The sequence below is a fragment of the Mariniflexile sp. HMF6888 genome (assembly GCF_044335535.1).
Classification (GTDB): domain Bacteria; phylum Bacteroidota; class Bacteroidia; order Flavobacteriales; family Flavobacteriaceae; genus Mariniflexile.
This window is the reverse complement of the sequence record NZ_JBIQVZ010000005.1, coordinates 166426-180158: the sequence shown is the minus strand read 5'-3', so window position 1 is coordinate 180158 and position 13733 is coordinate 166426. Positions and strand designations below refer to the sequence as shown.

14 protein-coding genes are annotated in these 13733 nt (G+C 35.0%); 9 read left to right on the top strand and 5 right to left on the bottom strand.

Translation table 11 applies throughout. The features are described 5' to 3' along the window. Positions 1-15 precede the first annotated feature (15 nt). The 5 genes from ACGLWY_RS13040 to ACGLWY_RS13020 form a co-directional block, all read right to left on the bottom strand. Positions 16-408, bottom strand: coding sequence for an ExbD/TolR family protein (locus ACGLWY_RS13040; protein ID WP_396620106.1), 393 nt, complete (start codon positions 406-408; stop codon positions 16-18). A gap of 112 nt (positions 409-520) precedes the next feature. Next, complete coding sequence (locus ACGLWY_RS13035) at positions 521-1222, bottom strand: MotA/TolQ/ExbB proton channel family protein (RefSeq protein WP_396620105.1); 702 nt, start codon at positions 1220-1222, stop codon at positions 521-523. Positions 1223-1342: 120 nt separating this feature from the next. Then, the gene (gene nhaD, locus ACGLWY_RS13030) at positions 1343-2740 is read right to left on the bottom strand and encodes a sodium:proton antiporter NhaD (protein WP_396620104.1); all 1398 of its coding nucleotides are present in this window, start codon (positions 2738-2740) and stop codon (positions 1343-1345) included. A gap of 15 nt (positions 2741-2755) precedes the next feature. Next, on the bottom strand, positions 2756-3982 hold the full coding sequence (locus ACGLWY_RS13025; RefSeq protein ID WP_396620103.1) for a Glu/Leu/Phe/Val dehydrogenase dimerization domain-containing protein: 1227 nt from the start codon (positions 3980-3982) through the stop codon (positions 2756-2758). Positions 3983-4370: 388 nt separating this feature from the next. Continuing rightward, positions 4371-5435, bottom strand: coding sequence for an anhydro-N-acetylmuramic acid kinase (locus ACGLWY_RS13020; protein ID WP_396620102.1), 1065 nt, complete (start codon positions 5433-5435; stop codon positions 4371-4373). Positions 5436-5529: 94 nt separating this feature from the next. Between ACGLWY_RS13020 and ACGLWY_RS13015 the strand changes: the two genes are divergently transcribed. The 9 genes from ACGLWY_RS13015 to ACGLWY_RS12975 all read left to right on the top strand — a co-directional run bounded on the left by ACGLWY_RS13015 (position 5530) and on the right by ACGLWY_RS12975 (position 13563). Then, positions 5530-6672 carry an acyl-CoA dehydrogenase gene (locus ACGLWY_RS13015; protein ID WP_396620101.1) on the top strand — a complete coding sequence of 381 codons (1143 nt, stop codon included), beginning with the start codon at positions 5530-5532 and terminating at the stop codon, positions 6670-6672. Between the two features lie 129 nt (positions 6673-6801). Continuing rightward, complete coding sequence (locus ACGLWY_RS13010) at positions 6802-7137, top strand: arsenosugar biosynthesis-associated peroxidase-like protein (protein WP_396620100.1); 336 nt, start codon at positions 6802-6804, stop codon at positions 7135-7137. A 194-nt stretch (positions 7138-7331) separates the two neighbouring features. Next, complete coding sequence (gene arsS, locus ACGLWY_RS13005) at positions 7332-8384, top strand: arsenosugar biosynthesis radical SAM (seleno)protein ArsS (RefSeq protein WP_396620099.1); 1053 nt, start codon at positions 7332-7334, stop codon at positions 8382-8384. Positions 8385-8406: 22 nt separating this feature from the next. Continuing rightward, positions 8407-9081 carry a TIGR04282 family arsenosugar biosynthesis glycosyltransferase gene (locus tag ACGLWY_RS13000; protein WP_396620098.1) on the top strand — a complete coding sequence of 225 codons (675 nt, stop codon included), beginning with the start codon at positions 8407-8409 and terminating at the stop codon, positions 9079-9081. Continuing rightward, positions 9074-9886: a purine-nucleoside phosphorylase gene (locus ACGLWY_RS12995; RefSeq protein ID WP_396620097.1), complete on the top strand. Its 813-nt coding sequence runs from the start codon at positions 9074-9076 to the stop codon at positions 9884-9886. Before ACGLWY_RS13000 ends, ACGLWY_RS12995 begins: the two co-directional genes overlap by 8 nt. Positions 9887-10048: 162 nt before the next feature. Continuing rightward, entirely contained in the window at positions 10049-11017 is a 969-nt protein-coding gene (gene arsM / locus ACGLWY_RS12990) for an arsenosugar biosynthesis arsenite methyltransferase ArsM (protein ID WP_396620096.1), read from the top strand. 221 nt (positions 11018-11238) lie between these two features. After that, complete coding sequence (locus tag ACGLWY_RS12985; protein ID WP_396620095.1) at positions 11239-12126, top strand: sterol desaturase family protein; 888 nt, start codon at positions 11239-11241, stop codon at positions 12124-12126. Beyond that, positions 12123-12824 (top strand): DUF547 domain-containing protein, encoded by a 702-nt coding sequence (locus tag ACGLWY_RS12980; RefSeq protein ID WP_396620094.1) that lies wholly within the window; start codon positions 12123-12125, stop codon positions 12822-12824. The genes ACGLWY_RS12985 and ACGLWY_RS12980 overlap by 4 nt, the downstream gene beginning before the upstream one ends. Then, the gene (locus ACGLWY_RS12975) at positions 12817-13563 is read left to right on the top strand and encodes a TIGR04283 family arsenosugar biosynthesis glycosyltransferase (RefSeq protein ID WP_396620093.1); all 747 of its coding nucleotides are present in this window, start codon (positions 12817-12819) and stop codon (positions 13561-13563) included. Before ACGLWY_RS12980 ends, ACGLWY_RS12975 begins: the two co-directional genes overlap by 8 nt. Positions 13564-13733: the final 170 nt, after the last annotated feature.

Genomic DNA, 13733 nt, shown 5'->3' with positions numbered 1-13733 from the left:
CACTACGAAAGTAAATTAATTGGGCTTTACGGCTAATATAACTTTAAACTTGTTTCTATTTGCGATATCCATAACCTTTACTACATTTTCAACAGGTACCGATTTTTCGGCTCTCAAAACAATGGTTGGCTTTTCTTCTGAAGCCAATGCTGCTAATAATTCGGTTTCTAAAACACTTTCGCCTATACGTCTTTGGTCTATATAATAAGTTAAGTCTGCTTTTATACTAACAGCTATAGACTTTTTGTTCTCGGTTTTTCCGCTAGCCTTAGGCAACAAAATATCAATAGCACTTGTAGAAACCAATGTAGAAGCTATCATAAAAAATATTAGTAACAGAAAAACAATGTCTGTCATGGATGACATATTGAATTCTGGTGATACTTTATTTCTTCCTCTAATATTCATATATAAATATCTATTATTTTTTAATGGTCATATGGACACGAGCGATAGCGAACTGGCGAAGCAATCGCTCTATTTTCATTGGTGTTTATGTTTCCAAAATGGCGATTTCATACTATGATGGTTCGTTTAAATGATCTAGAAACTCCAATGAATTGGCTTCCATTTGATATACTACTTTATCGGTTTTTACTACCAAATGATTATATGCCATAAAGGCAACAATCCCAACAATTAAACCAGCAACCGTAGTTGTCATCGCTGTATAAAGCCCACTAGCCAACACATCCATTTGAATAGTGCCTCCTGCATTTGCAAGTTCAAATATGGCTAATATCATTCCTATGACAGTACCAAGAAATCCTATCATAGGCCCTGCACCAGAAATAGTAGCTAAGATACTTACATTCTTCTCCAATCCATAAATCTCTAATCTTCCAGCATTTTCTAAAGCTGTATTAATATCTGCAAGAGGTTTTCCTATTCTAGAAATACCTTTACCAATTAATCTAGATACTGGCGAATTAACCTGTGCACATAGTATTTGGGCAGAATCGACTTTACCGTGCGTTACATGGTCTTTAATTTGATTCATAAAATTCGCATCTATTTTTGACGCTGCTTTTATAGCGAACAAGCGTTCAAAATAAATATAGATTGCCAAAACAAGCATTAAAAATAATACGGCAATTATAAGTTGTCCAGCAAGCCCTCCACTACTAATTAATTCTATAATGGAAAGCGTTTTTTCTACAGGCTCAGCATCAGTAAGTAACTCGGTGCCTTCTTGGGTATTTTGTAATAATGTATTCAACATAAAAAATATATTTCTTGAACTGTATAACGATTCTTTTTGTGTTTAAGTATTTCAAAACACTTATTCTTTAATTCTTTCTTATTGTAAGAATGAAAACTGCACGAAAATAATAAAACTGAACTAAAATAAGGTTCTAGTTACCATAAATGCTGCCGACCCTACAAGGAAACCAATTGCTGCAAGCCATGAAATCTTTTTTAGATACCAGAAAAAATCAATTTTTTCCATTCCCATAGCAACAACACCTGCCGCAGAACCTATAATTAACATACTACCTCCGGTTCCTGCAGAAAATGCCACGAAATGCCAAAGCTCATTATCAATAGGTTCTGAGAACATACCTAAGCTAGCTGCCACCAAAGGCACATTGTCTATAACTGCTGAACCAACTCCCAACAATAGCATCACTAGGTCTGATACTCCTGTATGGTGCAACTCGGTACCAAGCATTGGCATCCCTTCTTTTAACGAAGCGGCAAACTCAAATAAAATGCCCAAAGACTCTAAAGCTGCAACTGCCATTAAAATACCTAAAAAGAATAAAATACTTGGTAATTCTATTTTAGATAATGAATGGTGTACCGGACTATGGTGCGCATGTGCTTCACTTTCTTCTGCTCTGTTAAAATCGCTTATGCTGAATTTTGAAGAGCTATACATTTCTGCAAAAACTGCCACAACACCCAAGGATAACATCATGCCCACATAGGGAGGCAAATGGGTTACCATTTTAAATATGGGCACAAATACAATGGCTCCAAGTCCTAAATATAACATGATGCTACTAAATTTTGATTTAGTTGTTTCTTCTTCTACTTCCTCAATTTCTAAATTACCTTTAAAAACTGGCAAAAAGGACGCTATAAACGTTGGAACTGCCATACATAAAAACGATGGCACAAATAAATAACCAACTAAATGTCCTGTTGATACTTTTTTACCAATCCAAAGCATGGTGGTTGTAACGTCGCCTATCGGTGACCAAGCACCTCCAGCATTGGCCGCAATGATTATTAGACCTGCATACCAGATACGTACATCTCTGTCTTTTACGATTTTTTGAAGAATTGAAATAAGCACAATAGTTGCGGTAAGGTTATCAATAATTGCAGATAAAATGAACGCTAAAAAGCCAAAAAGCCATAATATTTTTGTTTTCTTTTTAGTTTTCACGAAGTCTTTTATAGTAGAAAATCCATCGAAGTAATCAATAATCTCAACAATGGTCATTGCACCTAAAAGGAATACTAATATTTCAGCTGTTTTTCCAAGGTGATGCAATAAAGTTTCTTCCATCAAATGCATTTTTTCTTCTGGCGCAAATCCTGCAAATCCTTCTACCAAACTATGCTTGGCCGAATCAAACCAGTTAGGAAAACTCTCTAAGCCTAATGATATTAACGCCCAACAAATGGCCATCATAACCAAAGCGGGGATAAGTTTATCTACTTTTAGGTTATGCTCGAGAGTAATTGCTAAATAACCTATTACAAATACTAAAATAATTGCTGCTTCCATAAAAAATTTAAAAAATTATATAAGTTGACTTAATGCAATTTCAAAAGCAGTTGCACTAATACCGGTTTTAGATTGGTTTTTATTATATACGTTTTCTATTGCCTCCTTAATTTTGTTTGATGTATCATTAAATATGGCTTCATCCGTCATTTGAACACGGCGTTCCATAAAATAGGCAAACACCCGGGCCATTCCACAGTTTGAAATAAAATCCGGTATTAAGCTCACCCTGTAATCGGTATGTTCCATAATGTTTCCAAAGAAAATTTCCTTGTCGGCAAACGGCACATTGGCCCCACAAGAAATGACCTCTAGCCCACTATCAATCATTTCGTCTATTTGATGAATGGTAATTAAACGTGATGCTGCACAAGGCGCAAATATCTCTGTTTTAATTGACCAGATTTTTTGATTAATTTCTTCAAAAGGAATCAAATTATCACTTACCAAAGTGTTTCCAGTTTTAGCTAAAAACAGGTTTGTAATCTCTTCAAAAGTAAAACCTTTTTCATTAATTAAACCACCTGCAATATCGATAATTCCAACCACTTTTGCACCCATTTGAGACAAATAAAATGCGGCGGCGGCACCCACATTTCCAAATCCCTGAATTACAGCACGTTTTCCTTTTACAGAACCTCCATAAATGTTATAATAGTGTTTAACGGCTTCGGCTACGCCAAAACCAGTTATCATATCGGCAACGGTATATTTTCTTGAAACATTAGGAGAATAGACTGGGTTTTCAATAACTTTAATAACCCCTTGTCTTAACTGCCCAATGCGGTTTATTTTATCGGCTTCCGTTGGTTTAAAATGGCCATTAAAAACTCCTTCCTGCGGGTGCCAAACACCGCTCTCTTCAGTTATTGGGATAACTTCGTGTATTTCATCAACATTTAAATCGCCTCCAGTACCGTAATAACTTTTTAACAATGGTGAAACGACTTTATACCAACGCTCTAATACGCCTTTTTTTCGAGGATCTTTAGGGTCGAAGTTAATTCCAGACTTAGCACCTCCAATAGCAGGACCAGATACGGTAAACTTAATTTCCATGGTTTTTGCTAACGACAACACTTCGTTCATATCAAGACCTTTACGCATGCGTGTTCCTCCTCCAGCAGCTCCACCTCGTAACGAATTTATCACCACCCAACCTTCGGCTTCGGTTTCAGAATCCTTCCAATTAAAAATAATTTCGGGCGCTTTATCTTCGTACTTTTTTAATAATTCTTTCATTTATATAGATGGATTCAATTTTTAGCTTTCATTTTTCTCGTTTATTTACTGTACATATTTGTATATAGCTAAAGCTGAGTCATTTTAGGAAAGTGATTTAATTATTAATTTGACAAATATAAAAAACTAAAATCCGTAGAGGTTAATTTTACATTATTTTTTAATCCGAATTATGTATTAGAACTTCGTAATGAGGGTTGAAAATACAATAAAATATATTGGTTTCTTAATTTTAGCATAGCATCGCTACGGTTAAATTAAAAAACAAAGTAAAATGTTAGATTTTGCAGTAGTTTAGCTCATAGGTTTATTGATTTTCATTGGAATTCGTGAATCTCTCTTCGTTCGATTTTGAGCCGAAATAGATTTTCTAATGCCTAATTCAGGTTTAAGGAATATATATTTTACCAGAACTGTGGTTTTTGCTTGCACCCGTAACACTTTTTAAACAATTCACCTCATTACGCAGCTTTAAAACACCTAAGAAACCAAAAATTAAGGCTTCTTTAAATTCTACTATAGCTTTTGACGGGATCATTATTTCGTTCTTTGAATACGCCTCGATCCTGTTCACTAAATAGGTATTATAAACACCACCACCTGTCGCCAAAACCAAAGCATGGTTTTTCTTATTTATTTCTGAAGCAAGCTGTATAGCAATATGTTCTACAAATGTTTTTAAAACATCCTTTATTTCTAATTGAAAAGAATTTATAAGAGGGAAAATATTTTTATCGACCCATTCGAGTCCTAAAGATTTAGGGAAATTGGCTTTATAAAATTCTAAACTATTTAGTTTTTCAAGTAATTCATTATTAATAGTTCCTGTTGAGGCTATCTTCCCTTCATCATCATAATTGAGCCCTAATTGTTCAACATATCGGTTTAAAACAATGTTTACGGGACACACATCATAAGCAATTCTATCAACACCGGTATCGGTAGAAATATTGGCAAACCCTCCTAAGTTTAAACAAAAATCATATTCAGAAAACAACAATTTATCGCCTATTGGCACTAAAGGAGCCCCTTGCCCTCCTAATGCGACATCTTGCACCCTGAAATCACAAACCACTGTCCTTCCTAATAAAACTGCCAAATGCGGCATGTTACCTATTTGGTAGGTGATTCCTTTTTCCGGTTGATGTAATGCGGTATGTCCATGCGAACAAATAGCATCAATATCCTTAATTTCGAATTTATTTATAAAAGCTTCAATTTGCATGGACAAGTAATTGGTATAATTATTATCCATTTCCTTTAAGTCTTCCAAACTGTAAGAAACCAAACCTTTTAGGCTTTCCACCCATTCCGAATTGTATGCTATCGTTTCAGAATAAATTATTTTAAAATGCCAAGTTCCATCAAATTGAAATGTTGCGTAAACAAAGTCTATCCCATCTAACGATGTTCCTGACATAACACCTATAACCTTATACTCGTCTTTCATCATATTGAACAAAAATAACAATCCAAATTAAATAATTAACACTAAAAAGCTATATTTGTAAATATTTTTTAATGAATCACCGCCTTAATTGAGAATTATGAATTTTAATCTTTCCGAAGAACACATTATGATACGCGATGCCGCTCGCGATTTTGCTCAAACAGAATTATTACCAGGTGTTATTGAACGCGACGAAAACCAACATTTCCCTAAGGAGTTAGTTAAAAAAATGGGGGATTTAGGATTTCTTGGCATTATGGTCGACCCAAAATATGGTGGTAGTGGCATGGATACTATATCGTATGTGTTAATCATGGAAGAGTTATCAAAAATTGACGCTTCGGCTTCGGTTATAGTGTCTGTTAACAATTCCTTAGTATGCTACGGCATTGAAACTTTCGGAACTGAAGAACAAAAACAAAAATATTTAACAAAATTGGCAACTGGTGAGTTTATTGGTGCCTTCTGTTTAAGTGAACCCGAAGCTGGTAGTGATGCGACGTCCCAAAAAACCTCGGCTATAGACAAAGGTGACCATTATGTATTAAACGGTACTAAAAACTGGATTACCAATGGTGGACGCGCCGATGTGTATTTAGTCATTGCACAAACCGATAGGGACAAAGGTTCCCATGGTATTAATACTTTTATTGTTGAAAAAGGAACCGAAGGGTTTCATGTAGGGCCAAAAGAAAATAAATTAGGTATTCGCGGTAGCGACACCCACACGTTGCAATTTAACGATGTAAAAGTACCCAAAGAAAATCGCATTGGGGAGGATGGTTCAGGATTTAGATTTGCCATGAAAACACTATCTGGAGGGCGTATTGGTATTGCTTCACAGGCTTTAGGTATTGCTTCCGGCGCATACGAATTAGCATTAAAATACTCAAAAGAACGCAAAGCTTTTGGCACCGAAATATGCAACCATCAAGCGATTGCTTTTAAACTGGCAGATATGCATACCGAAATTGAAGCAGCTCGCCATTTAGTAATGAAAGCCGCTTGGGATAAAGACCAAGGCAACAACTACGATGTGTCGAGTGCCATGGCAAAATTATACGCATCAAAAGTAGCCATGGAGCACACAGTAGAAGCGGTTCAAATACATGGAGGCAATGGTTTCGTAAAAGATTATCATGTGGAACGATTGATGCGTGATGCTAAAATCACTCAGATTTACGAAGGCACTTCCGAAATTCAAAAAATAGTTATTTCAAGAAGTTTGATAAAGCAATAAAAACCTTTAAACTAATAAGACATTCAAGTTCATTATTTAACTTTATAAATAATGAACTTTTTTTTGTTAAGTATATTAAAACCTTCCGACTTAAAGCCAATAGATTTTTATCTTTAGAAAAAATACTTTATGCAAAAAACATATTACGACCCCGCCGATTTAAAAAAGTTTGGAAAAATCTCAGAATGGAATGAAGAATTAGGTGCAAAATTTTTCGATTACTACGGAAAGGTTTTTGAAGAAGGCGCACTAACCGAAAGAGAAAAATCGTTAATAGCCTTGGCTGTATCCCACACCATCCAATGCCCTTATTGCATTGATGCCTATACGGGTGATAGCTTACAACGAGGTATTACCAAAGAAGAAATGATGGAAGCACTGCATGTTGCCGCAGCGATTCGTGGTGGCGCCTCGTTAGTCCATGGAGTTCAAATGATGAATAAAGTGAATAAGTTAGATATATAAAACGGTTTACAATGTTAAAATTACGATTTTTGAATTCTTCAATTCGTAATTAGGATGGAAGGCTGAAGACGGAAGATAAAAAAACCCTGAAACTTTGGCACTTTGAAACTCTGAGACTCTGAAACTTTGATACTCTGAAGCTTTGAAACTTTGAAACTTTGAAACTTTGATACTTTAAAACCCTGAAACTTTTTATGATCAAATCCCTACATAAACGCGAAAGCGCACTAGCAAATAGCAAACGTCAATTAGAAATTTTATCGAATGGTATTTTTCAAAAAGGGGCATTACCAACTTTTAAGGAGAAAATTTCTGAAACAAATGAATTTCCACTTAAAACTAAAAAACTTGAAATTTTACAAATTAATGTGGGCTACATGTGTAATCAAGTTTGCTCGCATTGCCATGTAGATGCAGGTCCAGACCGCAAAGAAATTATGACGCAAGAAACCATGAACCAGTGTCTAAACGTCATAAAAAAAACAGGTGCACATACTTTAGACTTAACAGGAGGCGCCCCTGAAATGAATCCAAATTTCCGATGGTTTGTTGAAGAAGCTTCAAAAGCCGGTATAAAAGATTTTATTGTTCGTTCTAATTTAACCATTATTACTGCCAATAAAAAATACAATGATTTGCCTGAATTTTTCAAAAAACACAACGTACATGTCGTAAGTTCGATGCCCCACTGGACTCGTGGAAAAACCGACAAACAAAGAGGTGACGGTGTTTTTAACGCTTCTATTGAAGCTTTAAAAATGCTTAATGCTGTGGGTTACGGCATGCCAGAAAACAAATTGCGATTAGATTTGGTTTACAACCCATCAGGTGCTTTTTTACCAAGCAATCAAAAATCATTGGAAAAAGATTTTAAAAAGGCACTTTTAGAAGAATTCAATATTCATTTTCATAATTTATTTGCTATAACCAATTTACCTATTAGCAGGTTTTTAGATTATTTAATTGCTTCTGAAAACTACGAAGACTATATGCATGCTTTGGTCGAGGCTTACAACCCGGTCGCTGTAAAAAACGTGATGTGTACCAATACCCTATCTGTAAGTTGGGATGGTTATTTATACGATTGCGATTTCAACCAAATGCTACAACTCCCTGTAAGCAGTAAAGTAAACCACATTTCAGATTATAATGAAGACTTATTAGAAGGCAGAAACATTGTAATGTCGCAACATTGTTATGGATGCACCGCAGGAGCAGGAAGTAGTTGCCAAGGCAGTGTGATTTAAATGGGATTTTAAAAGAATATTCATGGGAGTTTTAAGTAATAACAACAATGATAATCAAGAGATGTCTACAAATTTCTATTTTCCTTCTTCTAAAAAAGCCATCATTATTTTTACAAGAAATCCTGAGTTAGGGCAATGTAAAACCAGATTAGCCAAAACTATTGGAGACACATCGGCATTAGAAGTTTACAAACATCTTTTAAAACATACCGCTAATATTGTCAAAATCACGAATGCCGATAAATATGTATTCTATTCTGAAACCATTCAAAAAAATGATTTTTGGGACGCTACCATTTTTAGAAAGAAATTACAAGAAGGATTCGATTTAGGAGCAAAAATGCAAAACGCTTTTAAAGACATTTTTTCGTTAGGTTACCAAAAAGTCATTATAATAGGCAGCGATTTACTCGATTTAAAACCTACACATATCAATTTAGCTTTTGATGCCTTAAATGAAAACGAATTCGTTATCGGACCTGCAAAAGATGGCGGTTATTACCTTTTAGGGATGCATGCTATGCAAGACACTATTTTTAAAGATAAAGCTTGGGGAACGCCTTCCGTATTAAAAGAAACCCTGAAAAACTTAAAAGATAGCAGTTACCATTTACTAGAAGAATTAAACGATATTGATACCTTTGAAGATATGAAACACTATCAAGAACTAGAAAAATATTATATTAAAAATGATTAAGTACATAGAAGAAACCGTTACATATTTACAAGACAAAGGATTCGAAAATCCTGAAATTGGTATTATATTAGGCACTGGCTTAGGACACCTTACAAATGAGATCGACATCATAAAAGAAGTTAGTTACAACCACATCCCTAACTTTCCGACAGCCACCGTAGAGTTCCATAAAGGCAAACTCATTTACGGTATTTTAGAAGGCAAAAAAGTCATGGTTATGCAAGGGCGTTTTCACATTTACGAAGGCTACTCGCTACAAGACGTTACTTATCCAGTTCGTATTATGGAAAAATTAGGCATCAAAACCTTATTAATTTCCAATGCTGCAGGAGCCATCAATTTAAATTTCAAAAAAGGCGAACTCATGCTTATTGAAGACCACATTAATCTTCAAGGCAGCTCTCCATTGGCCTTTAAAGGCGTAGAACAATTGGGCGAACGCTTTACCGACATGAGCGCACCTTACAATGCGGAAATCAATTCAAAATTCAAATCCATAGCAAAAGTCAACAACATAACATTACACGAAGGGGTTTACGCCAGCGTTGTTGGTCCGCAATTAGAAACCCGTGCAGAATACCGCATGTTAAAAATTATAGGAGCCGATGCAGTGGGTATGAGTACCGTACCCGAAATTATTGTCGCCAATCATTTAAAATTAAAAGTGGCTGCAGTGTCAGTTTTGACCGATGAATGCGACCCAAACAACTTAAAACCTGTTGATATTGCCGAAATTATCGCCATGGCAGGAAAAGCAGAACCAAACATGATTACATTATTTAAAGAATTGATAAAAACATTATAAAGAATTGATAAAGACAAGGGTATTTGGGCGTTACCACAAGGGTCGGGCTTTCCACTATATCTTTTTTGCTTTTAATGGCAAAAAAGGATGACGCTGCAATCCCTAACGCAAAACAAGACCTCACAGGTTTTAAAAACCTGTGAGGTCTAAAAAACAAAAAAAATGAGCTATTTAGAAACAACACATAACGTATACAAAGAAGCTGCTTTAACACCAGACGTTGGTTTATGCTGCACCACCAACCCTATTTGGGAATTACCTGGTTTAAAGATTCCTAAAATCATGCAAGAAATGAATTATGGTTGTGGTAGTACCGTACATGCGCGCGATTTAACCAACAACCCAAAAATGCTTTATGTTGGTGTTGGTGGCGGTATGGAACTATTGCAATTTGCTTATTTTAATCGTCAAAAAGGCGGTGTTATTGGTATTGATGTGGTAGATGAAATGCTCGAAGCATCCCGTAAAAACTTTATAGAAGCCGAAACACAAAACCCATGGTTTAAAAGTGAGTTTGTAGACCTAAAAAAAGGCGATGCCATGAATCTGCCCGTTGAAGACAATAGTATTGACGTTGCAGCACAAAATTGCCTTTTCAATATTTTTAAGGCAGACGATTTAAAACAAGCCATTGCCGAAATGTATCGGGTACTAAAACCACATGGCAAATTGGTCATGAGCGACCCAACCTGCGAACAAGAAATGAATGATGACCTTAGAAACGATGATCGTTTGCGTGCTTTATGTTTAAGTGGCAGTTTGCCAATAGCCGATTATGTAAAAGCACTCACCGATGCTGGTTTTGGCACCATTGAAATTAGAGCCAGAAAACCATACAGAATTCTTGATCCCAAAAACTATCCAACACAAAAGCTTATATATATTGAATCTATTGAAGTAGCAGCAATAAAAGACCCGATGCCAAGTGATGGCCCATGTATATTTACAGGAAAGGCAGCTATTTATTACGGCGAACACGATTACTTTGATGACAAAAAAGGGCACGTTTTACTTAAAAACCAACCTTTAGCGATTTGCGATAAAACAGCAGGTGCTTTAGCTTCGTTAAACAGAGACGATATTTTTATTAGCGAATCCACCTTTCATTATGATGGTGGTGGCTGTTGTTAAATTCCTGCGAAGGCAGGAATCTCACAAAGATCAATAAAAAGTTTCATTTTGACCTCAAGGTCAAAAACCGAAATTTTGTATTTTACCTCACCCAGAACTGCCTTCGGGCAGTTCTGACCTCTCAAGGAGAAGTGAGTTGGAGGCTGAACCTTCGGGAAATTATTTAGATTAAAAAGTTAACAAAACAAAAAAACAGATTCCTTCATTCGCAGGAATTAAGTATGGAAAAATATATTGACATCATAAAAAACTCCTATTCCGGATATTGGAATTACTTAAAACATGAGTTGATTTCAATTAACCATTGGGACAACTTTTTTTATGGGTTAATTGGTATTTCACTAATTGTTTGGCTATTGGAGATTGTATTTCCATGGCGAAAAAACCAATCCGTTTTTAGGAAAGATTTTTGGTTAGACACTTTTTATATGTTTTTCAACTTCTTTCTTTTAAATTTAATGGTGCTCATTGCTTTATCAAATACCGTAGCCGCACTATTAGATGACGGTTTAAAAACAATAGGGCTCTCCATTTCAAGCCTTCAACTTTTCGATATCGATACGCTACCAAAATGGTTAGGATTATTAATATTCTTTTTGGTTTCAGACTTTGTACAATGGAATACACACCGCTTATTACACCGTGTCCCTTTTCTTTGGAATTTCCATAAAGTCCATCACTCTGTAAAAGAAATGGGGTTTGCTGCCCATTTGCGCTACCATTGGATGGAACCCGTAGTTTATAAATCACTGTTATATATTCCTATCGCTATTATTGGTGGTTTCGATGCGCAAGATGTTGCCTTTGTTTACTTTTTCAGTATTGTTATTGGTCATTTAAACCATGCCAATTTGGGCTGGGATTATGGTTTTTTAAAATATGTTTTCAACAACCCCAAAATGCATATTTGGCATCATGCTAAAGAACTTCCTAAACATGTTATATTTGGCGTTAATTACGGACTAACACTAAGCTTTTGGGATTATATTTTCAAAACAAATTACATACCTTATAACGGAAAAGACATTGAATTGGGTTTTGAAAGTGATGACCAATTTCCGAAAAATTTTATAAGTCAGGAAATCTATCCACTTAATAAAAAACAATGACAACATTCTACAGCATCATTATTTGCACATTATTAAGTTTTTCTATGCAAGCTCAAAATTTTGATCATTCATCATGGACTAGACTTTTGCAAAAACATGTTTCCAACGAAGGACAGGTTAATTACAAAACTTTCAAAACGGACAATAAAGAATTAGCAACATACATCGCATATTTAAGCAAACATACTCCCAACGACTCATTTTCAAAAGAAGAAAAACTAGCTTATTGGATAAACACTTACAACGCATTAACTATCGATTTAATTTTACGCAATTACCCTATTAAAAGTATTAAAGACATTAAAAACCCTTGGGATCAGCGTATTTGGACATTTAGTGGTGAATGGTATAATTTAAATGCTATTGAACATCAAATTCTTCGCAAAATGAACGAACCCCGTATTCATTTTGCTATTGTTTGCGCCTCTATTTCTTGTCCGAAATTATTAAATGAAGCTTATACTTCCAAAAATTTAGACGTTCAGCTTACAAAAGCTACAAAAGATTTTTTAGCCGATAACACCAAAAATTCTATTTCAATAGACAAACTGGAACTATCAAAAATATTTCAGTGGTTTGCCAAAGATTTTAAACTAAACGGGGATTTAATTGATTTCTTAAATTTATATACTGATATCAAGATTTCCAATAAAGCTAAAACAAGTTATAAAGACTATAATTGGAATTTGAATGAATAAAATTTCAATCATCATTCCTGTTTTAAATGAAGCCAGCACCATTGCTAATTTACTTCATTATCTGATAGCCAATTCGTCTTCAGAAAATATTGCAGATATTATTGTAGTAGATGGTGGAAGTTCTGATGGTACCAAAAATATTGTATTATCTTTTATATCAAGTCTAGCGCAGTCGAGGCATCATAATTTCTCGACCACGCTCGAAGAACCTACTATTCAGCTTCTAACTTCGGCTAAAGGCAGAGCCAAACAAATGAACTTTGGTACAAAATATACCAATGGAAACATCCTTTATTTTTTACATGCCGATTCTTTTCCTCCTAAAGATTTCGATAAATTAATTATTGAAAAAGTTGAAAAAGGCAATGAAGCAGGTTGCTTTATAATGCAATTTAACAGCGACCATTGGTGGCTAAAACTAGCTGGTTGGCTAACTCGATTTAACTGGAAAGTATGCAGAGGTGGCGACCAAAGTTTGTTTATCACCAAATCATTATTCAGTAAAATTGGCGGTTATAATGAAAATTTTACCATTTATGAAGACAACGATTTAATTGCTAAACTTTACAAAATCAAACAATTCACAGTCATTCAAAAATGGCTTATTACCTCTGCAAGACATTACAATAATAACGGTGTTTGGAAATTACAATATCATTTTATGGTCATTCATTTAAAAAAGCGTTTTGGTGCTTCGGCAGAAGACTTACACAAATACTACAAGCAGCATATCTGCTAACTTAACAACGTGAGATCGGTGTTAAAAGTACAATGTTAGAAGTACAATATTAAAAGTTTAGAGTTTAATATACCGATGAAGTTTGTGACATACGATTGAACGATTCAACGGTTAAACAATTAAAAGTCACATGTTATGTTCATCAACCTTAACTAAGGATTTGTAATGAT